This window comes from Bradyrhizobium betae, from assembly GCF_004123905.1.
GTDB classification, from domain to species: Bacteria; Pseudomonadota; Alphaproteobacteria; order Rhizobiales; family Xanthobacteraceae; genus Bradyrhizobium; species Bradyrhizobium betae_A.
In genome coordinates, this window is record NZ_MZXW01000032.1 from 34,998 (window position 1) to 57,604 (window position 22,607).

Annotated in this window: 16 protein-coding genes; 10 read left to right on the plus strand and 6 right to left on the minus strand. The window is 62.5% G+C overall.

Features of this window, described 5'->3' with window-relative positions:
- Positions 1-70: 70 nt before the first annotated feature.
- From B5V03_RS24310 to B5V03_RS24325, 3 genes are all read right to left on the minus strand, one after another.
- A complete protein-coding gene (locus tag B5V03_RS24310; protein ID WP_129272906.1) occupies positions 71-613 on the minus strand; it encodes a hypothetical protein in 543 nt (180 codons plus the stop codon).
- A gap of 40 nt (positions 614-653) precedes the next feature.
- Positions 654-872, minus strand: a complete 219-nt coding sequence (locus B5V03_RS24315; protein WP_129272907.1) for a hypothetical protein — start codon at positions 870-872, stop codon at positions 654-656.
- 172 nt (positions 873-1,044) lie between these two features.
- A complete protein-coding gene (locus tag B5V03_RS24325; RefSeq protein WP_129272909.1) occupies positions 1,045-1,251 on the minus strand; it encodes a hypothetical protein in 207 nt (68 codons plus the stop codon).
- 169 nt (positions 1,252-1,420) lie between these two features.
- Here B5V03_RS24325 and B5V03_RS24330 point away from each other — a divergent pair, with 169 nt between their 5' ends.
- From B5V03_RS24330 to B5V03_RS24340, 3 genes are read left to right on the plus strand one after another with little or no spacing between them, the layout of a single operon-like run.
- A complete protein-coding gene (locus B5V03_RS24330; RefSeq protein WP_129272910.1) occupies positions 1,421-1,714 on the plus strand; it encodes a hypothetical protein in 294 nt (97 codons plus the stop codon).
- Positions 1,715-1,718: 4 nt separating this feature from the next.
- Positions 1,719-2,156 carry a hypothetical protein gene (locus B5V03_RS24335; RefSeq protein WP_164988245.1) on the plus strand — a complete coding sequence of 146 codons (438 nt, stop codon included), beginning with the start codon at positions 1,719-1,721 and terminating at the stop codon, positions 2,154-2,156.
- An 8-nt stretch (positions 2,157-2,164) separates the two neighbouring features.
- Positions 2,165-2,839 (plus strand): TetR/AcrR family transcriptional regulator, encoded by a 675-nt coding sequence (locus tag B5V03_RS24340; protein ID WP_129272912.1) that lies wholly within the window; start codon positions 2,165-2,167, stop codon positions 2,837-2,839.
- A gap of 19 nt (positions 2,840-2,858) precedes the next feature.
- Here the strand turns inward: B5V03_RS24340 and B5V03_RS24345 are convergent, their stop codons facing one another.
- On the minus strand, positions 2,859-3,521 hold the full coding sequence (locus B5V03_RS24345; RefSeq protein ID WP_129272913.1) for a TetR/AcrR family transcriptional regulator: 663 nt from the start codon (positions 3,519-3,521) through the stop codon (positions 2,859-2,861).
- Positions 3,522-3,734: 213 nt separating this feature from the next.
- Here B5V03_RS24345 and B5V03_RS24350 point away from each other — a divergent pair, with 213 nt between their 5' ends.
- The 5 genes from B5V03_RS24350 to B5V03_RS42470 all read left to right on the plus strand — a co-directional run bounded on the left by B5V03_RS24350 (position 3,735) and on the right by B5V03_RS42470 (position 10,460).
- Positions 3,735-4,595, plus strand: a complete 861-nt coding sequence (locus B5V03_RS24350) for a sensor histidine kinase (RefSeq protein ID WP_129272914.1) — start codon at positions 3,735-3,737, stop codon at positions 4,593-4,595.
- A complete protein-coding gene (locus tag B5V03_RS24355; protein WP_129272915.1) occupies positions 4,592-5,719 on the plus strand; it encodes an efflux RND transporter periplasmic adaptor subunit in 1,128 nt (375 codons plus the stop codon). Before B5V03_RS24350 ends, B5V03_RS24355 begins: the two co-directional genes overlap by 4 nt.
- The gene (locus tag B5V03_RS24360; protein ID WP_129272916.1) at positions 5,716-6,792 is read left to right on the plus strand and encodes an efflux RND transporter periplasmic adaptor subunit; all 1,077 of its coding nucleotides are present in this window, start codon (positions 5,716-5,718) and stop codon (positions 6,790-6,792) included. The genes B5V03_RS24355 and B5V03_RS24360 overlap by 4 nt, the downstream gene beginning before the upstream one ends.
- A complete protein-coding gene (locus B5V03_RS24365; RefSeq protein ID WP_129272917.1) occupies positions 6,789-9,938 on the plus strand; it encodes an efflux RND transporter permease subunit in 3,150 nt (1,049 codons plus the stop codon). Before B5V03_RS24360 ends, B5V03_RS24365 begins: the two co-directional genes overlap by 4 nt.
- A gap of 312 nt (positions 9,939-10,250) precedes the next feature.
- Positions 10,251-10,460, plus strand: a complete 210-nt coding sequence (locus B5V03_RS42470; RefSeq protein WP_245502328.1) for a hypothetical protein — start codon at positions 10,251-10,253, stop codon at positions 10,458-10,460.
- Positions 10,461-10,847: 387 nt separating this feature from the next.
- Here the strand turns inward: B5V03_RS42470 and B5V03_RS42475 are convergent, their stop codons facing one another.
- The gene (locus B5V03_RS42475) at positions 10,848-11,105 is read right to left on the minus strand and encodes a hypothetical protein (RefSeq protein WP_245502329.1); all 258 of its coding nucleotides are present in this window, start codon (positions 11,103-11,105) and stop codon (positions 10,848-10,850) included.
- Between B5V03_RS42475 and B5V03_RS43060 the strand changes: the two genes are divergently transcribed.
- Positions 11,001-11,222, plus strand: a complete 222-nt coding sequence (locus tag B5V03_RS43060) for a hypothetical protein (protein WP_433995347.1) — start codon at positions 11,001-11,003, stop codon at positions 11,220-11,222. The genes B5V03_RS42475 and B5V03_RS43060 overlap by 105 nt on opposite strands.
- Here B5V03_RS43060 and B5V03_RS24380 read toward each other — a convergent pair.
- Positions 11,188-17,061 carry an AAA family ATPase gene (locus B5V03_RS24380; protein ID WP_129272919.1) on the minus strand — a complete coding sequence of 1,958 codons (5,874 nt, stop codon included), beginning with the start codon at positions 17,059-17,061 and terminating at the stop codon, positions 11,188-11,190. The genes B5V03_RS43060 and B5V03_RS24380 overlap by 35 nt on opposite strands.
- Positions 17,062-18,418: 1,357 nt before the next feature.
- On the opposite strand from B5V03_RS24380, the gene B5V03_RS24385 reads away from it, so the two are divergent.
- On the plus strand, positions 18,419-22,607 hold a 4,189-nt coding region (locus B5V03_RS24385), incomplete at its 3' end, for a beta strand repeat-containing protein (protein ID WP_206736185.1).

A 22,607-nucleotide genomic window follows, 5' to 3' on the forward strand; every position in this document is an offset into this window, starting at 1 on the left:
GTGGCGTCTTGTCTAAAGTTGTCTGGTGGTGCCGCTCGTCCGAGGCGGCAGCTGGGACGGGGCGCTCCGCTCAATCGAGCGGATCTCCCCGCAATGTTTCGACATGCGGGTGACGGGCAGATCGCAGCCCCCTTGCGGTCCGTCTCTGAGCGTGCAGGCGCCGTCGGGCCGTGATCTCTGGCGGCCTGCGGCCTGGGTCTGCTCGATCAGGAACGGCGGACTGCAACTGCGCCAGGCTTTCGCGCAGGCGTGCGTCCGTGGATGAAGCTGAGCCGGTCTCACTGACATCGGCAGCAGAATCGGCGACCTCAGGAGGTGGCATCGGCGATGTAGCCGCACCGCTCTCGTTTTCCGCGGGCGCCGGATTGACCAGCGACACATTGGTATCGATGACAACCGCGTCCGGCCCTCTCATCTCAGAATGGATGCGGATCGGCGGCAGCGCGGAATGCGAATCCGTGAGCCGGCTCGTCACAGGTGCGGGCAGCACCCAATCGGCCGCCAGAAGCAGCAAGAGCAAGGCTCCTCCAACCGACAGAAAATAGGCCCCCAGGGGAAGCTCGGGTTCGACAATGCTGCTCGCGTGTCGCGACAACGCAGATTTCCTGCTCACGACACTCGGCTCCGCGACATGGAATGTTCTCGTCTCATTGTCAGATGCCCCAGGGCCGCGGATGCCGGCGCGCGCGTTCGACATCGAGATACCCGCGCTCGTCGAGCCATTCGATCGGGCAATAGGCCATCGCCGTCGGGTCGATCGCGTGGCCGTCTCGCTTGAGGGCTGTTCGCGTGCCGGTTAGTCCGGTCCACAGTGAAGCACCGGTGGTCGGTTCCACCTGCATGACGTCGAACACTTCGATGAAGTTGAGCATGTCGGAATTCCGGGATCCTCAGACGGCGGGCGGGGAAGGGGGCTCGGCCCCTCAAGCGCGACGCCTCTGCGGACCAGCTCCGATTCGATCATGTCGAACACGCATTCGACTGGCGCGACCCAGACGTTGACCCAATAGATGATGCAATCGCGAGCGAGCAGCAGTGCCGGGGTCATGCGCGGCCCCGTCGGTTGGCCGCATGCCGCATCGGTGCCGGCGCGCGATTGGCGAGCGCATGCACCCAAGCGAGCACCGAAATCGCGAAACCCAGCAGCAGGCTCACGCCCACGAGCGATAAGGCCACGGCCAGATTGAGCGACGCGACGGCAATTCCCGGCCAGGGATTTTCGCGGGTGAGCGCAAAGAACAGGCTTGACATCTTTGTCCTCCGAAATAAACTACACCGTATATTTCATATACAGTGCGAAGCATGTCAAGAGCAGAGACTCACAAGCGCGTGTTCGTACTGGTCGGACGACGGGGGACTTCCGAATGAGGTCAGGAACCCCTTTCGAATGCAGATGCCTCAACTTCAGAAAGGATCCGTCATGTTCAAGAATCGGCTGATACTCGCAATCTTGGTGTTCGTTTCGTTGGGCGGCGGGGTTGCCCTCGCCCAGGAGGACCGCGGCACGGCAGAGCAGAGGGCGGCATGCGCGCCCGATGCATTTCGTCTGTGCGCGGGCTACATCCCTGACCCCACCAATGTGGAAGCCTGTCTCAGGCAAAGAAAGTCGGACCTGAGCGATGCTTGCAGAGCCGTGTTCGAGAACGCCGCGGCCGCTGCTTCGGTGAGAACCATCGGATCGCACCGCTATCGCGGCGCAAAAGATGGGGAATGACCGCATGAACACGATCTATGCCCCCGCCTTCGCTGCGTTCGGGGGCTCGGCCTTCGGAGCCATTTCCACAATCGTGACGGGATGGGTGACCCGTCGTCGCAGGGTCCGTGAGCGTCATCATGCCCACACGGTCTCCAAGCGTGAAAAGCTGTATCGATGCTTCATCGAGGAGGCGTCCCGGCTTTACGCGGACGCGCTGACCAGCGACAAATCCGAGATCCCGGCGTTGGTGAATTTGTATGCGCTTATCGGGCGTATGCGGATTCTGTCCGACGATGAGGTGGTCCACGCCGCGGAGCGGGCAGGCCGACTGATCATCGAAACCTACCTTGCACCGAACACGTCGTTCGTCGACCTGCCGGATTTCCTGGAGGAGATGGATCCGTTGCGTGAATTCGGCGAGGCCTGCCGGCGTGAAATGCACACGATTCATTCGCGTTGAGGCCGAACATGCCGCAGGCGCAGACTCCCCGTCAGGTTGGATCGGCGTGCACGCGTGAACGAATTGTGCAGGCTGCAATCCGCTTGTACCGCGAGATCGGGTACCGGAAGACCACGGTTGCCGACGTCGCTCGCGACGCATCAATGTCGCCTGCAAATCTCTATCGGTTTTATCCCTCCCGCCGCGCGCTCGAAGAGGCCGTCGTGACCGAGCTGCTCGAGGAGGTGTCGGCGGCGGCGGCAAGTGCGGCTCGAACCGGGCGCTCGGGCCTTGAGCGGCTGAATGCGGTCTTCAGGGCGATCTCCCGGATCCATGAAGACAGGCTGGCAAACAATGTCCGATTGCACGAACTGGTGGTCGCCGCAGGACAAGCAAGCTGGCCGGCCAGCCTGTCCCATGCGGATCGGCTTCGTGGCGTCGTGCAGTCGGTCATCGCGGCCGGGCCGGCCGGTGGCGAATTTCGAGCCGGGAGTTCAATGGCGCTGGCCTGCTGCCTGCTCGATGCGATGGACGCATACCTCAATCCGTCCCGCATCAAGGCGGCCGCCCTTCGGCCTACCTTCAACGAGATGATGAGGTTTTGCGCGGGAGCGCTCAGCAACGCAGCGTCCATTAGCGCTGCGTCGTTTCAAGTGACCAGCATCGGGGCCGATTTGCGTTACAAGTCCGCCTGTCGAACCTAGCGCTCGACGGATTGCCGGCTCACGGCGTCCAGTCTGCCTCGCAGGCCGCAAGGAAAAAGCCAACCCGTTCGCGCACGAAAGAGGGCAGCTCCCGTCTCAGCTCCTTGGGTGTTTCTCCCACCAACGAGCGAAACAGCATCGGCAGCAGGATCAGATCCAGGAAGATCTGAGCGGTGGCAAGGCTTCGCTTGCCGGTGAAGGGACCTTTTGGCGCGCGTGCGAGCTTCTGCGTCGTTTCATTCAGGAGTTGGGAAACGGCGTTCACAGAGCGATCGCGCGCGGCATCGTGGACGTTGCGGCTCAACTCGGGGAAACGCTGCGCTTCGGCGATCGTGGCGCGGACCATGCCCATCGATTCTTCGATGACCTTCTCGACGACGGCGGTGCCGAGGCTCGAGAGCTTGTCCTGAAGGCTGCGGCCCTCGGGCTCGAAGCCATCGAAATCCGTCAGCCCGCTGATGGTGCGAGCCACGACCGCCGCGAACAGTGCCTCCTTCCCGGGGAAATGAGCATAGATGGTTGGCTTGCTCGCCGGCGCCAGCTCGGCGATGTCGTCGATACTGGCACTACGGTAGCCCTTCTCGAGAAAGAGCTGCTGGGCTGCATCAAGGATACGGACCTGCACGTCACCGGCGAGGTCTTTGGGCGGTCTGCCCCGTTTCGGGGCGTTTTTCTTCGTCATCCGTCGGTCTCCCAATCACGAGCCTGTGCCCGCGCAGATCGCACTTGACATGCCCGGTGAGAAAAGGCAATAAAAAGAAAATATACGGTATAGTTTAATTTATCCGTCGCCTGGACCCTCTTAGGGCCTGCGACGGCCTTCCGGATGGTCGAGGCCCGCAAAAGTGCACGTTGGCCCCGATCATCAGGTCCACTTCAGGAGATCACAGTGACTATGTTGAGCCCGGACCCGCACCACCCAGAAGCCGGCGTCCTGCTGCGTGAACTGCATCATAGGGTCGATAAAGGGATCGCCTCGGCGATCGATCTGGTCTCGGTTGCGATCCTCCGGGCCGATGGGGCGGAAGCCAAGGCTGCCTTGAGCGGTGTGGTCGAGCTATTGCACGGACATGCCGAGCTGCATCGGGCGCTCACAATGCCCCAGGGCGAAGCCCTCAACGATGCCGCAACCTACATTCGCAGACTGGGCTGCGCCATGCGCCAGTCCCTGCTGGATCGGATGGGGATCCGGCTGACACTCACCACCGACTCTCTCCCGCTTCAAACAGAGCGTTGCTGGCGCCTTGGCCTGATCGTCCACGGCCTCATCGTCAACGCAGCGAAGCATGCGTGTTTCGATGGGCGAGCCGGCGAGATCAAAGTCAAGCTGGCGCGCATCGGCGCGGTGGCGAACTGCGTCGTGCTGGACAACGGCTCGCGGTCGGCGCGGGCGACCCCGGATCGGGAGCTCCAGATCAGCAGTGACCTTGCCAAGGGGCTCGGGGGACGGATCGAGCACGGCTTCGCCGCCGAGTTCACATCCGTCGTTCTCTCGTTTCACTTGAGCGAGCGGGAGCAACGGGCGAGCTGGTCGATGGCGACGCGCCGCATCAGGTCGCCGCGCCCGCTGAGGGCGAGGTCGTCCGTGACGCCTGGCTCGGGCTCCGGCCTCCCGGAACAGGTCGGGCGACCGGCCGCGATCGTAACGGATCCAGACTTGTTGCGAGCGCATCCGAACGAACAGGCCCCGCCTGGCAAACGCCCGGACGTTTTGGGCGAGCTGCTGTCACCCTCTCACCGCATGGACGCGTTATGAAACCGCGCTATTCGAACCCCGCCAAAATCGATCGAACCGAGCGCTTGCTGAGACCTCTCGCCGGCTTGGCGCTTGCGCTTGTCGCAGCCGCGCTCGGCGGCTGCAACGATCGCACCGGTGCTCCAGCCGCACACGCCGCGTTCGTGCGCACGGAGGTCGTTCAGCCGAAGGACCGGCAAGCTTCGATCACCCTGACTGGCGAGGTGCAACCCCGCTTCCGCGCCGATCTCTCGTTCCGTGTCAGCGGACGCGTGATCGCGCGCTATATCGATGTCGGGACCCACGTCAAGGCGGGCGAAGTGCTGGCCCTTCTCGACCCCGCCGAGCAGGAGGCCGATGTCGATGCTGCGACCGCTGCCGTCCTCGCCGCAGAATCCCAGCGGCGCGTGGCGAAGGCGACTTTCGAGCGGCAGAAGTCGCTGATCGCAAGCGGCTTCACCACGCGCACGGCCTACGACCAGGCGCAGGAAGGATTGCGGACCGCGGAAGGCGCGCTCGAAGCGGCAGGAGCGCTGCTCGGAACGGCAAAGGACGTTCTTGGCTACACCGCGCTGCGCGCGGAAGCGGACGGCGTCGTCACCGCACGCAATCTTGAAACCGGTCAAGTCGTACAGGCTGCGCAGCCGGTATTTTCGCTGGCGCAGGATGGGGAGCGGGACGCCGTCTTTGACATCTATGAATCCATTTTCCTCGGCAATGCCGACGACCGCAGCGTTTCGTTGGCGCTGGTCTCCGATGCGGGCGTGACCGCAAGCGGTCACGTGCGGGAGGTTTCGCCGGCCGTCGACCCCAAGAGTTCAACCATCCGGGTCAAAGTAGCGATCAAGGACCCGCCTGCCGCAATGACGCTTGGAAGCCCGGTCGCAGGATCCGTGAAAGTAAAGGCCCAGCGGCAAATCGCATTGCCCTGGCGTGCATTGATGGCGGCGGGCACCAAGCCCGCGGTCTGGACCGTCGATCCGGCAACGCGGACAGCTTCGCTGAAGCCCGTGACTGTCGGTGGCTACGAGGCCGGAGAAGTGTTGATCAAGGCAGGTCTCGAGCCGGGCGAGCGCGTCGTCGTCGACGGCGGCAAACTTTTGAGCGTGGGCCAGCCCGTGACTTATGAAGGAGACCGCTCATGACCAACCGCGCAATGATTGTGGCTGCCCCGCTTGCATGCGCACTCGCACTTGCCGGATGTCAGCAGGAAACAAAGGCGCCGGAGCCCGCGCGGCCCGTCCAATCGGTGCTTCTCGAAACGGACCACGCCGACGATACAGTTGCGGTGGGCGTTGTCGAGCCGCGCTACAAAACCAATCTCGGATTCCGTGTGCTGGGACGCCTGACCACGCGCCCGGTCTATGTCGGCGATCTCGTGAATGAAGGACAGACGGTCGGCATCATTGACCAGACGGCCCTTGAGCTCGCGGTTCGCTCGGCCAAAGGGGAGCTTGCCAAAGCCGAGGCCCAGTTCGCGACCGTCAGAGCCACGGAGGAGCGGCAGCGAACGCTCATCACCACCGAGGCGACCACAAAGCAGACGCTGGACAACGCCGAGCAGGCGCGGGCCGGCGCCGAAGCAAATGTGGCGCACGCACAGGCAAACCTGACCAAGGCGATCGAGCAGTTCGGCTATTCGCAGATCAAGGCTGACTTCGCCGGTGTGGTCACCGCAGTCGGGGCGGAAGTCGGCCAGGTGGTATCTCCCGGCCAAAGCGTGGTGACGATCGCCAGACCCGATATTCGCGAAGCCGTCGTCGATATCGGACAGGACTTTCCGCTGGCGCTGGAGGTCGGCCTGCCATTTACGGTTAGCCTACAGCTCGTGCCCGCCGTTCAGGTGCAAGGCAGCATTCGCGAGATCGCGCCGCAAGCCGATCCGATGACGCGCTTGCGGCGCGTCCGCATCGCGCTCAGCAATCCGCCTGAAGGCTTCCGCCTCGGCGCGACCGTCACCGCGAAACTTGACAAGGCTCGAGCTCCGAATTTGCGCCTGCCCGCCTCGGCGGTGCTCGCGAAGGACGGCGCGAACTTCGTCTGGATCATCGATCAGCCCGCCAACACGGTGTCGCTGCAAAAGGTCGATGTCGTCGCCGACCCAACCGGCGCGCACGTTACCGGCGGACTTGCTGCCGGCGCGCGCGTCGTAACCGCCGGGATCCACAGCCTCAAGCAAGGACAGCAAGTCCGCATCGAACAGGATAATAGGCCATGAAGTCGTTCAACCTTTCCGACTGGGCGCTCAGTCATCGTTCGCTCGTCTGGTATTTCATGATCGCCTTCATGGCGGCAGGACTTTTTGCCTACCTTCAGCTGGGACGGCAGGAAGACCCCGACTTCACCATCAAAACGATGGTGATTCAGGCGCAGTGGCCGGGCGCCTCGCCTGAAGAGATGACACGTCAGGTCACCGACCGGATCGAGAAGAAGCTCGAGGAGCTGGAATCGCTCGATTACACGAAGAGCGTGACGGTTGCTGGTCAGACCACTGTCTTCGTTTATCTGCGCGACAGCACCAAGGCTGCCGACGTCAAGCCGACCTGGATCCGGGTCCGCAACATGATCGCGGATATCAAGGGCGACTTCCCGCAAGGCGTAGTCGGGCCCGGCTTCAACGATCGCTTCGGCGACGTGTTCGGCAACATCTATGCGTTCACCAGCGACGGCTTGAGCCAACGTCAGCTGCGTGATGAGGTCGAGGACATTCGTGCAAAGGTCCTGACCGTGCCCGATGTCGGCAAGGTCGACATCCTGGGCGCACAGGACGAGGTCATTTATCTCGAATTCTCCACCCGCAAGATCGCGGCGCTCGGTCTCGACGTCCACTCCATCATGACTTCGCTGCAGGGGCAGAATGCGGTCGCCCCGTCCGGCGTATTTCAGGAGGGGCCCGAGCGGATCAGCGTACGGGTGAATGGACAATTTACGTCAGAAGCAAGCCTGAAGGCAGTCAATCTGCGCATCAACGATCGCTTCTTCCCTCTGACCGACGTCGCGACCATCACGCGCGGCTATGCTGATCCGGCCAAGACCTTGTTCAGGTACAACGGGGAGCCGGCGATTGCGCTCGCCATCGGCATGAAGTCGGGTGCCAACCTGCTGCACTTCGGCGAGGCGCTGAAGGAGGAGATGTCGAGAATTATGGCCGACTTGCCGATCGGCGTCGGCGTTCACCTCGTCGCCGATCAGCCCATCGTTGTCGAGCACGCCGTGTCTGGCTTCACCGAGGCGCTGTTTGAGGCCGTGATCATCGTTCTCGGCATCAGCTTTCTCAGCCTTGGCATGCGCGCCGGACTTGTCGTCGCAATCGCGATTCCCCTGGTTCTCGCCATCACGTTCGTCGTGATGGCATATGCCGGCATTTCGCTGCAGCGAATTTCGCTTGGCGCCCTGATCATCGCGCTGGGGCTCCTGGTCGATGACGCCATGATCGCCGTGGAAATGATGGTGGCGCGGCTCGAGGTCGGCGATCCCCTGGAAAAGGCGGCAACCCACGTCTACACCTCGACCGCCTTTCCCATGCTGACGGGCACGCTGGTGACCGTCGCCGGCTTCATTCCCATCGGGCTCAATAGCAGCAGTGCGGGCGAATTCACCTTCACGCTGTTCGTTGTCATCGCCGTCTCGCTGATCGTCTCCTGGATCGTGGCGGTGTTGTTCACGCCGTTGCTCGGCGTCGCCATCCTGCCCGCCAAAATCAAGGGCCATCATGACCAGAAGGGGCGCGTCGCGCAGTTGTTCGCGCGTCTGCTTCTGTTCTGCATGCATCACCGCTGGATGACCATATCGGTGACAGCTGCGGCCTTCCTGCTCGCCTTGTTCGGCCTGCAGTTCGTGCAGCAGCAGTTCTTTCCGTCCTCGGATCGCGCTGAGCTCGTGATCGACTGGAATTTGCCGCAGAACGCTTCCATTGCCGATACCAATGCGCAGATGGCGCGGTTCGAGCAAGAACAGCTTCTGGGCAATGGTTCGGTCGATCACTGGTCGACCTATGTCGGCACTGGCTCGCCGCGCTTCGTCCTGTCCTTCGACGTGCAAACCGCCAACACCTGGTTCGGTCAGCAGGTGATCGTGACCAAGGGCGGAATCAAGGCGCGCGATGAGGTCAAGGCACAGTTCGAGGACTACCTGAAGAAGACGTTCCCCGGGACCGATACCTACGTCAAGCTGCTCGAGGTCGGCCCCCCGGTGGGGCGCCCTGTGCAGTACCGCTTGAGTGGGCCTGACACCGCGAAGGTGCGAGATCTGTCGCAGAAGCTCGCCGGCATCGTGCGGACCAACCCCGATCTCGGCAATGTCGTGTTCGACTGGATGGAGCCGGCCCGTGTCGTCAAGGTCGACGTTCTCCAGGACAAGGCGCGCCAGCTCGGCGTCACCTCGGAAGACATCGCTACCACCTTGAACTCCGTGCTCGAGGGCACGCCGATCACCCAGGTGCGCGACAGCATCTATCTCGTCAATGTCACCGGACGTGCAACCGCGCCGGAACGTGCTTCCATCAACACGCTGCGCGACCTGCAATTGACCGGACTCGGCGGTCAATCGGTGCCGCTCGGTGCCGTCGCTAATTTGCGTTACGAGCTCGAGCAGCCGACGATCTGGCGGCGCGCGCGGATCCCCACCATCACGTTGAAGGCAGGCATCGTCGGCAACGTGCAGCCCAAGACGATCGTGGACCAGCTCGCGCCGAAAGTCGCGGAGTTCTCCAAGGATCTCCCGGCCGGCTATTCGGTGAAGCTCGGCGGCTCCGTCGAGGAGAGCGCCAAGAGCCAGGCGCCGATCGTTGCCGTCGTTCCGCTCATGCTCTTTGTCATGGCCACCGTCCTGATGATCCAGTTGCAGAGTTTCCATCGCTTGTTTCTGGTGTTCGCGGTCGCGCCGCTCGCGGTGATCGGCGTCGTCATGGCCCTGCTGCCGAGCGGTGCCGCCCTTGGCTTCGTCGCCATCCTCGGGGTGCTCGCCCTGATCGGCATCCTGATTCGAAATTCCGTGATCCTCATCGTCCAGATCGAGGATCTCCGGAAGGAGGGGCGGCCGGCCTGGGACGCGGTGGTGGAAGCGACCGAGCATCGCATGCGGCCGATCCTGCTGACGGCAGCCGCCGCAAGCCTCGCGCTGATTCCGATCGCGCGCGAGATATTCTGGGGGCCGATGGCCTACGCGATGATGGGCGGCATCATCGTCGGCACCCTGCTGACGCTGCTGTTCCTGCCCGCACTGTATGTGGCCTGGTTCCGCATTCACCCTGATCGCGACGACGACTCATCCACGCACGAGCCCGCCGCGCCTGCGCACGACACGCCAGCCACGGAGGCGATCTCCGTATCCAAGCCCGCGCCAGTTCTCGAAACACAGATCTAAACAGGAGAAAAGACTATGTCCCACAAGATACTTCCAATTCTGCCGCTTACCGCAGCACTCGCAATCATGACCCTGTCTTCCAATGCAGCGTTCGCGCAGTTCCCCCCGCCGCCCCCGATGGCCGGGCCTCCCCCGATGGCGGCCGCCGGTCCGCCTCCGCTGGCAGCGGGAGGTCCTCCGGCCTTCGCGGCTCGTCCTCCGATGGAACCTGGCGGTGCGCCGCGTGCCGGCCTCGGCGGCCCGGCGCCTCGTCTCGGTGCTGGAGCTGCACCGCGCGGTGCTCTCGCAGGGGCCGGGCGGGGCGGACCGGCGGTGGCGAGCGCGGTTCGCGGCACATCGGTCACCTACAACCGCTTCGGGGACTACGGCCGCTACGGCCATCGCGCCGCCTATGCCGCAGGCGCCTATGCTGCCGGAGCCACTGCCGGCTACGCCTATGGCGGCTCGGGCTATGACTATTCCTCGGGCAGTGACTGCTACTACGTCTACAGGCGATACCGGCGCGTTATGGTGTGCAATTAGCGCATCGCGATGTGCTTAGAACCGGCTTCATCCTGCAACATTGGCCTCTGCCTTCCGGAGTTTCGCCGCGCGGGCAAGGTTGCGATCGTGCGACGAATGCCTACTATCGGTCGGATAAGCCCAGTGCTGCGACCAGTAAGTCATTGATTGTTCTCTATCCGTCGCTGACTCTTAATCAGCGGGTCCCAGGTTCGAGCCCTGGTGCGCCCACCATCGCGAAAGCATTCTTCTTCAACAGGTTTTGGGAAGAGTTGCCGAGAACAAAATGGGTCGCGTGCGACGTTTTCTCAATCCAGGGCCTCGCGGGCAGATTGCTGTGCGACTTCTCCTTTGTTTCCGTACCTTCACCCATTCGATACAGCGCGTAGATCCGGTGGCACAGGCCAATCACGAACTCGTCGTAGAATAGGATATCAGGGCGAGCAAAACGGACAATTTGCTCTGCTCGCCGCCGTCGGACATCGCTCGCCGCAGAATGAGATCGGAGAATCCCAGCATATTCGCGACAGGATCGAAAGCCGCGATCTCGTTTTGAATGCAATCGGCGCGGTGGTTAACGGCCGCTGTTCGGGCAGGACCGCGGGGGACGATGTCACCGTCTTCGACAGCTCCGGGATTGCTCTCCAAGATCTCTACATCGGCCAATTTCTGCTTTCGATGAGCAAGGTGGCTCCGAATCTTGAACAAAGCTGGTGCACGAAGTTGGAACCGGCAATCCGGCGATCAATCACGCAGCGTCCACGGGGCGGGCCGGCACCGTGAAGTGAAAAATCGCCCCCCGGGGCAGGTTAGGGGTCACCCACAAGCGCCCCGCATGAGCTTCGATAATCGAACGGCAGATGGATAGTCCCACCCCGAGCCCGCCCGGCTTCGTCGTGTAGAAGGGGGTAAAGACGTATTCGGGATTTTCCACCGTCAACCCCGGTCCCGAGTCCTGCACTTCGACAAGAACACGGTCAGGCGCGGCCTGACCGGTCGTGATGAGCACCCTTCTGGCGTCGTCCGCGACCGTGCCCATCGCCTGGACAGCATTGACAATCAGATTAAGGACCACTTGCTGCAATTGGACACGATCGCCCTCGACAAGCGGCAAGCTGTCTGCAAGTTCCGTCTGCACCGAAACGCCGTTCTTCATCGCTTCGCCGCGGGCAAGCTCAATCACGTCCCGGATGGCGTCGTTGATGTCTAACTTATCCTTACGGGGCGGTGCTTTTTTGATGAGATCGCGGATTCGCTGAATGATGTCGCCGGCCAGAGCAGTATCGTTCACGACCCAGCCCAGTGATTGCCTGACCCTCTCGAGATCGGGCGGGTCTCTGTCAAGGAACCGCGCGGCCGCACCAGCATTCATGGATGCCGCGGCAATCGGCTGGCTCACTTCGTGGGCGATCGAGGCCGTGAGTTCGCCCATGGTGGCGAGGCGGTTGGCATGCGCCAACTCCCTCTGCATCTCGCGCAGGGCCTCCGTGGCCCGCTTCTGTTCGGTGATGTGGCGACCGACGCCGCGATAACCGATGAACTGCCCGGACTTGTCGAAAACCGGCATCCCGGAGACGGAGACGTAGCGCTTGCGACCGTCGGGCGTAGGGCGCGCGATCTCGAAATCACGGAACGGTAGGTGGGCATCGAGCGTCTCCCGATGCTTGCGCCAAGACTCGTCGTCGGGCTCCAAGTAGGGCACTTCCCAGCGCGTCTTACCAAGTTCGGAGCCCGACGCGGGCGCGTCAACAATGGTCTCGGCGAACTCCTGGCGGGTGAAGCGATGGTTCGCATCTGATTCCCAGTACACGTCGAAAGAGAACTGTACGAGAGTACGAAACCGCTCCTCGCTCTTTCGCAGAGCCTCCTCGGACCGTTTGCGCTCCGTCAGGTCGACGACAAACGAGACGCCTTGGTCCCGTTGATCGTCGAACGCGGCCATTCCGATCAACACCGGCACGCGGCTTCCGTCCTTACGGAAATACTCTTTCTCGAACGGCTGAACGCTACCCATCTTCTTGAGTTCCGGGATCCATAATCGCTCGTGGCGGTCGAGCCATTCGGGCGGTGTCAGGTCAGTCCAGCGCAGGCGGCCCGAGATGAGATCTTCGCGGTCGTACCCCACGATGCGCAGAAACTCATCATTGGCCTCCAGAATTGGACCTTCAAGCTCCCAGATGATGATCCCAATGACGTTGGCGTCGACAAGGCAGCGGATCTTCGCTTCGCGTTCTCCGAGATCGCGATACAGAGTCGCATTTTCCAATGCGATTGCAGCCTGCGAGGCGAGCAACTTCAGAACCGCAACTCGCGCCGTTGCAAAAACGTGGGGCGTCAGTGTATTCTCGAGGTAGAGCACGCCGATGAGTTTCGCATGGTTGATCAGGGGCAAGCAAAGGATGGAACGAGCCTTGCGCTGATGAACGTAGGGGTCCGTGGCAAAAGGAGGCTGGACCGTGGCATCCTCGAGAACAGCACACTCTCTGGTCCGCAGTACGTAATGGAGAACGGATTCCGGAAGCAGAGCCTCGGTCACGGCTGCATCGCACAGTTCGACAGAGACTCTCTCGCCGGTTATCGTGGCTTCCGCCTCAATGCGCGGTTCGTTTTCGTGCGACAGGATCAACAGACCCCGTTCAGCTCCTGCTTGTTCAATGGCCGTGTGCATCAGCGTTTCGATGAGCTTTTCCAAAACCATCTCGCCTGATACCGCTTCAGACACCTTGATGATGGTGGCGAGGTCGAGATGCTCGACCGGCGCCCCGATGGTGCTCATCGCGCCAGGCTCTGATCTCACCTCCTTGAGGTGCGGATGGATATCCTCAAGCTGCCGTACTTTGCCGTCAGCCCCCCAACGAACATAGCAATCGCGCGCTCTTTGCAGATAGACGCGAGCAAACTCTTCGAAGCCACGCGTGCCGTAAAAGCGCGCGGCCAATTCGTAAGCGAGCGCCTCGTGGTGGACGAAGCCGTTGTCGCGGGCGGAGCGGATAGCTTGTTCAAAGAGACGCTCCGCGTCGAGTTCTCTGCCTTGGAGACGGGCGATTTCGGCGCCAGCGAGAACAGCGCGATCCGCGAAAGTCTCCGGGCAATTCTGCGACCACAGTTCGAGCTGTCTCTGGTGGGCCGTCAGCGCATCGAAGTGCCCTTGCCGTTCTTCGGGGGCCGCCAAATCCCAGCATTTAGCGTGGGATAGTGCTGCATAGAACTCGTATTCCGCCGTTTCGAACAGCTGAGGTGGTGACCATGGCAGCCTCCGCGCCTTGGTTGCGGCGGCAACGGCCGACACATAGTCGCCGGCAAAGAAGCATGCTTGTAGCTTGCGGATCCAGTACCAGCTCTCAGGCAATGCGAGTGCCGGATCGGCAGCCAAACGCCGCTCGAACCGAAGCTCGTCGGACTGACTGTCGTGAAGAGCGCCGAACCGCCGGGTCAGCCCACGCAGCATCCGGATCAACCCAAGCTGCGGCGTTATGATGTCGCCGATCAGGGCAAATTTCGCCTTCTCGATCAATCGCAATCCGTGCTCGGCTTCGCGTTGTGCTTCTGCAAGCGGATCGCCTGTTGCGAGGAAATTCGTATTCAGGCTGGCGCAACTGAAGGCCGCGAACGTGATATCGCCACTGTTGCTCGCGGCCTCGAATGCGCGTCGAAACGCGTCTCGCGCGCGGTGGAGGGGCTTTGTCCATGAAAGGACAAGGTTGCCATAGTTCAGGTAGGTCCTCGCTTGAACGAGCGAAAATCCGCGCCGCTCGACCAGCTCAGTGCCGATACGGCTCAATCGAAGCCCCGTCTCATAATCGCCGAAGCGCGCGCCGGCAATGGCGCCGAACATGACGTAGGGAACGCATGAAGCATCGTTGTTCCCCCACTCGAGGCTGAAATCCACCGCTTTGATGACCACTAGCGAGCGAAGGTTCGCATCGGTGAAGAATGCTGGCGGCATGAGGGCCGTCAAAAGATCCAAGATGGCCAATGCAAGCGGGCCGGTCATCAGCGGCAGATCCAACAATTCCTCGATCGCTCGGTCCTCGAGGCGAGATCGGACGCGCTCGTATTCCTGTCGGACGTGATCACCGCTTGGGTGGGCCTGCCATCGAATCCCGAGTTGTTCCAGACAGCTTAGACCGGCGCCAACCGCGTGGTCCGGCTTGCTGAGCGCCGTATACAAATCCACCAGCCGGCGTGCGACGACAGCAAGGTCGATTGCACTCGCGGTTCGTTTCGTCAGCTCCTGTAAGCGCTGTTCCGCCTCGACGACAGCGCCGGTCACGAACTCGCATTCGGCGCGCCGCAATTCGAGCGAAAAAGCAAGCGGCTGGAAGCGCTCCCAACAGTCGTGCGGTAACAATGCCGCACCGGATGCGGCGTAATTGAGCGATGACGCGTAGGCCGCCGACGCGCTCGCGCGCAGGCTGGCTGTCAGATTGAGCTCCGCGAGCTGCACGCGTTCGTCTCGCGAGGTGATCAAGGCCGCGCCGCGGTTGAGCTGATTGACGATCGCGAAGATCGCCTTCTCCCGTTTCTCCCCGAATACCTGCGCCAGCAACCGCCGCCCGATTCGCAGATGGAGCGCCGCACGTTGATGATCAGGGATGAGCGAATAGCTGGCCTCCAGCACGCGGTCGTGGACAAATCTGTAGGCGCCGGTCTGTTGCTCGATCAATTCCTGGCGAACCGCTTCCCAGAGCGCCGCATGAACCTGCTGCTCGGAGCGCTCGAGGACGATCGAGAGTGTCGTGGTTTCGACGAAATTGCCAAGACTGGCCAGCTGCTGCAGTGTGTTCTGTGTGTCAGCCGGCAGCTGGGCCAGCTTTGCGATCATCAAATCCACGACGTTATCGGTGTGACCCTTAGCGTGAATGCGATCGAGATCCCAGCACCAGCACCCCGCGTCATGATCAAAGCGGACCAGGCCTTCTGCGGCGAGTACCTGGAGAAACTGATTCACGAAGAATGGATTGCCGGCCGTTTTATCGTGGATCAGATGCGCGAGCGGCGCGGCACGCTGCAAATCGCAGCCTAGAGCATCAGAAATCAGGTGCGAAATGTGTTCGCCGGCAAGCGGCGCCAGAATGATCTGCTGTACGTTTGCACCAGCGTTCTTGATGGCCTCGAGCCTATGCCGTAACGGATGGGCGGCCGTGACCTCGTTGTCCCTAAAGGAGCCGATCAGCATTAGGTATTGCAGATCAGCCCTGGTCAACAGATCCTCAACCAGGTCCAACGTGGCGGCGTCGGCCCACTGGAGATCGTCGAGGAAAAGTGCCAACGGATGCTCGGAACGCGCGAATACCCCTATGAAGCGCCGGAGTACGTGATGGAAGCGGTTCTGTGCCTGCGGTGGCGGAAGATCAGGAACGGGCGGCTGCTCTCCGAGGATCAGCCGCAATTCAGGAATCAGGTCGACTGCAAGTCGCCCATTTGCGCCCAGTGCATCCTGAAAGGCTTGGCGCCAGTTCGCGAGTTCGACGTCGTTCTTGCTCAGAAGGGACGTCACGAGCCTCTGAAAAGCCTCGACCAGCATCGAATACGGAATATCGCGTTTGTACTGGTCGAACTTGCCCGATGCGAACAGTCCGTGCGACGGCACAAGCCGATGATGGAGCTCATTGACCACTGAGGACTTGCCGACGCCGGAATAGCCGGAAACCAGCACCACTTCCGGCGTGCCGCTCTTCATCATGCGGTCGAACGCGCCCAGCAAGATTTCGATCTCGCGGTCTCTTCCGTAGAGCTTTTCGGGGATCAGCAGTCGGTCGGGCCTGTCATATTGCCCGAGTGCAAAGTCTTCGACCCGACATCCGGCTTCCCATTCACGCAGGCAGCGGCGTAGATCATGCTCGAGGCCGGCCGCGCTCTGATAACGTTCCTCGGCGGACTTGGCGAGCAGCTTGAGTACTACGGCTGAGATTGCCGTCGGTACAGTGCTCACGCGCTCGCTGGGCGGTGCCGGCTTTCTCGCAATATGGCAATGTACCCACTCCATCGAATGTGCCGCGGTGAATGGCCACGAGCCAGTCAGCATTTGATAGAGCGTCACACCAAGCGAGTAGAGGTCACTACGGAAATCGATCGAGCGGTTCATCCACCCGGTCTGTTCGGGCGCCATGTAGGGGAGCGTACCCACGATGAACTCGGGCGGCCCGGGCGCGGATCGTTCCCGGACCAGGCGCGAGGCGATACCGAAGCCGGTGAATCGGATTCGTCCGTCGCCGCAGTTTACCAGAATATGCGCCGGTTTCACGTCCTTGTGAACGAGACCGCGCTGATGCACCTTGTTCAAGGCTCTCGCGATGTCGATTGCCAGTCGCAAAAAACGCTCGATGTCCATGGGCGCACCAAGCAACTGCTCGAGTGGCTGGCCGCCAGGATACTCAAGCAGCAGAACAGGGTGACCGCCGTGGTACTCCAGCCGGAGCGGCCGCATTGCCCACGCGCCATCCAGCTGGTCCTTCAACTCGAATTCGTGAGCGAGTCGATCGAGGATGCCGGACGAAGCGTGCTTCGCCTTGGGAAGAACCGCCAATACAGCTCTGCAGCTGGCATCGGAATCCGGACACAAAGCCCGGCAAAAGATGCAGGCATCGTCCTCCCACAGCACTTGGAATCTGTTGTCCATGCGCGTCGAACCGAAAACGATGGGTTCAACCGGAAGCCTCCAAGTGACCCAATGCTGGGCGAGGAGGTACTGTCCCAAGCTCTGATTCTGCCACAAACGCGCGGGTGTGCCCAGCGTAAGCTGCGGCGCGGGCCAAAGCACGGCGAAGAAGCGCGCGGATCGTCTTCAGCGGTTTTCTCACAATCATTGGTTTATGCCCCCTCGGCACTATCGGAAACAGTGCCGGATCGCGCGGTGGCGCGTCAGCCGCTGACAGCACATCGCTTGTTCTGACGCATCTTCAATGCAACATCGCGCCGACAGTGCTGGCTCGATACATTATGTAGCGATTAGAGCTGGTCGCTCGTCGGACGCACCCCGTCGGCGCAGCGCTCGGCGGATCGCCCACCTTGACTAGGCAGGGTCTTCAATCTCCTCCACGAATGGAATCCCGACCAGGAGAGCGCCGGCTCGCTGCATGTCGTGATGAACGGCCTAAATGAGAATCACATTCGTCCGGCGCTGGTTCGGCTGGGTCGGCTGCCGTCATCTGCCTCAGCACTCGGTTAAGACAGACTTTGTTTGCGAATGTACCGGCCGGCCGAGCAAACGACCCGGTCCGACCGCGAATGATGCCGAAGGCCGATCGACTACACAGCATCTGGGTTGGGCGGGACTGGTCGCGAGGAGATGAGGCGTGAACGAAGACGCCGGCCGAAAGCGCGTCCGTAGTCTTACGGGAAAAAGCGCTTACCCTGAAAGGGGAGGATGCGGTTTTCTCCGCCAATCATAGTTACCCCCAAAGAGCGCGAGCGCCCGACGTGAGTTTGCAGCAGATTGCAGATCAAGGCTCGAGCAGGATCCGCATCAATCGGCCGGGGACAGCTTGGCTTCAAGCGTCACTAGAGAATGCAGGAAAAAGTTAGTGAGCGCGGAGGACACGGGCAGGACTGAAGCAGGTGGGGTCTCTTTCACACAAGGCCAAGGATTGTGAGTGGCAGCACCTTTGCGCTGATCGCGCGCTGATGGTCGGCGTTGGCTTGTGAGTTGCACTTCCCGGGCGATCGCATCCGCTCTGCGTCGGCAAAGTTGAGGAGTGAGCTGTGAGTCGCGTTCTTTCGAACCCGAAGTCTTTATTGCCCCCCGGCCGGTATGAATTTGAATCTCACTTCAGAATTTCGAACTCAGCTCGACCATCGGATATTCCGATCGACGTGACGCGCGCGACGGGTCCGCCGGTTATGGCGGATCCGGTGATCAATTCTGGATAGCCAGCAAGGCATCCGCTTCAAGGTCGACCGAATCCGAAACGTTGCTCAACTGGGTTCGGCTTGCTTCCAAGTAGCATTCATACTTTGCGATTTCCGAGGTCGAAGACATGGCTACTCAGACAACCGGCGGCGGCAGCACCACTTCATTCGGCAATACGCCACAAGCGAAAGACGACGTATTCACCGCGGGTCTGGTGACCTCGAACGGAACAGCATCCGTCGCGCTAACGGAGGACAACCTCCAGGTCGTCTATTTCAACGTTATGGCGAACGATCTCGGCGGTAATTCCAAGACGCTGTTCTCGATCGACAATGGCGTCAGTGCGGGTGGCACCAGTCCAACGGACCTCTTGAGTCAGGATACCTCGCGCACCGAAGCCGTCGGCACGGGCGGCGATTTTAGCCTCAACGGTGCCAAAATCTGGATCACTTCTGACGGAAAGGTCGGCTATGACGCAACCACGTTGAGCTTGGCGTTCAAGGCGCAACTCAATGCCCTGCAGGCAGGCGGGACCCTGACAGATACGTTCACCTATGCCATCCAGATGGGAAATGGGACCCTCAGCTGGGCGACGGCGACCATAACGTTCGCAGGAGCCAACGACGCCGCGACATTTACCGGCGCTGATACCGGATCAGTAACGGAAGCCGGGGGTGTAAACAACGCAACGCCTGGCACGCCGACGGCATCGGGAACCTTGGTGGTCGCCGACGTTGACAGCTCGACGGCGATCGCGCCGCAGAGCAACGCGGCGACGTCTTACGGTCATTTCACCATTAGTTCGGCCGGAGTCTGGAGCTACACGCTCGACAATAACAATGCCACCGTCCAGGCGCTCAACACGTCGAGTACGCCGCTGCATGATCTGATCACGGTGACGACCGCCGACGGTACAACGCACCAGATCAATATCACCATCAACGGCGCCAACGACGCCGCGACTTTTACCGGCGCCGATACCGGATCAGTAACGGAAGCCGGGGGTGTGAACAACGCAACGCCTGGCACGCCGACGGCATCGGGAACTTTAGTGGTCGCCGACGTTGACAGCTCGACGGCGATTGCGGCGCAGAGCAACGCGGCGACGTCTTACGGTCATTTTACCATCAGCTCGGCCGGAGTCTGGAGCTACACGCTCGACAATAACAATGCCACCGTCCAGGCGCTCAATACATCGAGCTCGCCGCTGCATGATCTGATCACGGTGACGACGGCCGACGGTACGACGCACCAGATCAATATCACCATCAACGGCGCCAACGACGCCGCGACATTCACTGGCGCGGATACCGGCACGGTGGTTGAGGCCGGCGGGCTGAACAACGCAACACCTGGCACGCCGACGGCATCGGGAACTTTAGTGGTCGCCGACGTTGACAGCTCGACGGCGATCGCGGCGCAGAGCAACGCGGCGACGTCTTACGGTCATTTTACCATCAGCTCTGCCGGTGTCTGGAGCTACACGCTCGACAACGACAACGCCACCGTCCAGGCGCTCAACACGTCGAGCACGTCGCTGCATGATCTGATCACGGTGACGACCGCCGACGGTACGACGCACCAGATGAATATCACCATCAACGGCGCCAACGACGCCGCGACATTCACTGGCGCGGATACCGGCACGGTGGTTGAGGCCGGCGGGCTGAACAACGCAACACCTGGCACGCCGACGGCATCGGGAACTTTAGTGGTCGCCGACGTTGACAGCTCGACGGCGATCGCGGCGCAGAGCAACGCGGCGACGTCTTACGGTCATTTTACCATCAGCTCTGCCGGTGTCTGGAGCTACACGCTCGACAACGACAACGCCACCGTCCAGGCGCTCAACACGTCGAGCACGTCGCTGCATGATCTGATCACGGTGACGACCGCCGACGGTACGACGCACCAGATCAACATCACCATCAACGGCGCCAACGATGCGCCCTCGGTGCCCACAGACATTAATGCGGCGACCAACACGGTGTCGGAAGGCGCCGCCAACGGCGCGACGGTCGGGATCACGGTGTCCTCGACCGACGTCGACGGGCCGGGCGTGACGTATTCACTGACTGGCGACACCTCGGGCGGTGGCTTCACTATCAATTCCACCACCGGCGTAATCACCGTCGCCGATGCGAGCAAGATCGATTACGAGAGCGCGCCAGGCCACGCCTACACGGTGACGGCCCAGGCCTCCGACGGCACGCTTGTGAGCTCGCAGAGCTTCAGCATCGCGGTCGCCGACGTGGCGCCCTCGACCCCGGTCGACGGCAATGCCGCCGCCAATACGGTCTCGGAGGGCGCCGCCAATGGCGACCTGGTCGGCATCACCGCGACCGCCACCGACGTCCATGGCGGCACCGTCACCTTCGCGCTCAGCGACGACGCCGGCGGCCGCTTCGCGATCGATGCCGCGACCGGCGTCGTGACCGTCGCCGATGCTGCGCTGCTCGACTTCGAGACCGCGACCAGCCACAGCATCACCGTCACCGCGGCCGACGCCAGCGGCGCCTTCACCAGCCAGAGCTTCAGCATCGCCGTCACCGACGTCGCGCCGAGCCAGCCGGTGGACGGCAATGCCGCGACCAACACGGTGTCGGAAGGCGCCGCCAACGGCGCCCTGGTCGGCATCACCGCATCTGCCACCGACGTCCATGGCGGCACCGTCACCTTTGCGCTGAGCGACGATGCCGGCGGCCGCTTCGCCATCGATGCCGCGACCGGCGTCGTGACCGTGGCCGATTCCAGCAAGCTCGACTTCGAGACCGCCACCAGCCACGACATCACCGTCACGGCGGCCGATCCCAGCGGCGCCTTCACCAGCCAGAGCTTCAGCATCGCGGTCACCGACGTGGCGCCCTCGACCCCGGTCGACGGCAATGCCGCCGCCAATACGGTCTCGGAGGGCGCCGCCAATGGCGCCCCGGTCGGCATCACCGCGACCGCCAGCGACATTCATGGTGGCACCGTCACCTTTGCGCTGAGCGACGACGCCGGCGGGCGCTTCGCCATCGATGCCGCGACCGGCGTCGTGACCGTGGCCGATTCCAGCAAGCTCGACTTCGAGACCGCCACCAGCCACGACATCACCGTCACCGCCGCCGATCCCAGCGGTGCCTTCACCAGCCAGAGCTTCAGCATCGCGGTCACCGACGTGGCGCCCTCGACCCCGGTGGATGGCAACGCCGCCGCCAACACGGTGTCGGAAGCCGCCGCCAATGGCGACCTGGTCGGGATCACCGCGACCGCCAGCGACGTTCACGGCGGCGCCGTCACCTTCGCGCTCAGCGACGACGCCGGCGGCCGCTTCGCCATCGATGCCGCGACCGGCGTCGTCACCGTCGCCGATGCCGCGCTGCTCGACTTCGAGACCGCCACCAGCCACGACATCACCGTCACGGCCTCCGACGGCACGCTGACGAGCTCGCAGAGCTTCACCATTGCCGTCACTGACGTGGCGCCCTCGACCCCGGTCGATGGCAACGCCGCCGCCAACACGGTCTCGGAAGCCGCCGCCAATGGCGATCTGGTCGGGATCACCGCGACCGCCAGCGACATTCATGGTGGCACCGTCACCTTTGCGCTGAGCGACGACGCCGGCGGCCGCTTCGCCATCGATGCCGCGACCGGCGTCGTGAGCGTCGCCGATGCCTCGCTGCTCGACTTCGAGACCGCGACCAGCCACAGCATCACCGTCACGGCCTCCGACGGCACGCTGACGAGCTCGCAGAGCTTCAGCATTGCCGTCACCGACGTCGCGCCCTCGACGCCTGTCGACGGCAATGCCGCCGCCAACACGGTCTCGGAGGGCGCCGCCAACGGCGACCTGGTCGGCATCACCGCATCTGCGACCGACGTCCATGGCGGCACCGTCACCTTTGCGCTGAGCGACGACGCCGGCGGCCGCTTCGCCATCGATGCCGCGACCGGCGTCGTCACCGTCGCCAATGCCGCGCTGCTCGACTTCGAGACCGCCACCAGCCACAGCATCACCGTCACTGCGGCCGATCCCAGCGGCGCCTTCACCAGCCAGACCTTCAGCATCGCGGTCACCGACGTGGCGCCGAGCCAGCCGGTCGACGCCAATGCCGCCGCCAACACGGTCTCGGAAGCCGCCGCCAATGGCGCCCCGGTCGGCATCACCGCGACCGCCAGCGACATTCATGGTGGCACCGTCACCTTTGCGCTCAGCGACGACGCCGGCGGCCGCTTCGCCATCGATGCCGCGACCGGCGTCGTCACCGTCGCCGATGCCGCGCTGCTCGACTTCGAGACCGCCACCAGCCACGACATCACCGTCACGGCCTCCG

What these genes read in the sequence shown, in the direction of transcription:
- B5V03_RS24315 (WP_129272907.1), bottom strand. Translation starts at nt 872, where the DNA reads ATGCTCAACTTCATCGAAGTGTTCGACGTCATGCAGGTGGAACCGACC.
- B5V03_RS24325 (WP_129272909.1), bottom strand. Translation starts at nt 1,251, where the DNA reads ATGTCAAGCCTGTTCTTTGCGCTCACCCGCGAAAATCCCTGGCCGGGA.
- B5V03_RS24330 (WP_129272910.1), top strand. Translation starts at nt 1,421, where the DNA reads ATGTTCAAGAATCGGCTGATACTCGCAATCTTGGTGTTCGTTTCGTTG.
- B5V03_RS24335 (WP_164988245.1), top strand. Translation starts at nt 1,719, where the DNA reads ATGAACACGATCTATGCCCCCGCCTTCGCTGCGTTCGGGGGCTCGGCC.
- B5V03_RS24340 (WP_129272912.1), top strand. Translation starts at nt 2,165, where the DNA reads ATGCCGCAGGCGCAGACTCCCCGTCAGGTTGGATCGGCGTGCACGCGT.
- B5V03_RS24345 (WP_129272913.1), bottom strand. Translation starts at nt 3,521, where the DNA reads ATGACGAAGAAAAACGCCCCGAAACGGGGCAGACCGCCCAAAGACCTC.
- B5V03_RS24350 (WP_129272914.1), top strand. Translation starts at nt 3,735, where the DNA reads ATGTTGAGCCCGGACCCGCACCACCCAGAAGCCGGCGTCCTGCTGCGT.
- B5V03_RS24355 (WP_129272915.1), top strand. Translation starts at nt 4,592, where the DNA reads ATGAAACCGCGCTATTCGAACCCCGCCAAAATCGATCGAACCGAGCGC.
- B5V03_RS24360 (WP_129272916.1), top strand. Translation starts at nt 5,716, where the DNA reads ATGACCAACCGCGCAATGATTGTGGCTGCCCCGCTTGCATGCGCACTC.
- B5V03_RS24365 (WP_129272917.1), top strand. Translation starts at nt 6,789, where the DNA reads ATGAAGTCGTTCAACCTTTCCGACTGGGCGCTCAGTCATCGTTCGCTC.
- B5V03_RS24380 (WP_129272919.1), bottom strand. Translation starts at nt 17,061, where the DNA reads ATGGACAACAGATTCCAAGTGCTGTGGGAGGACGATGCCTGCATCTTT.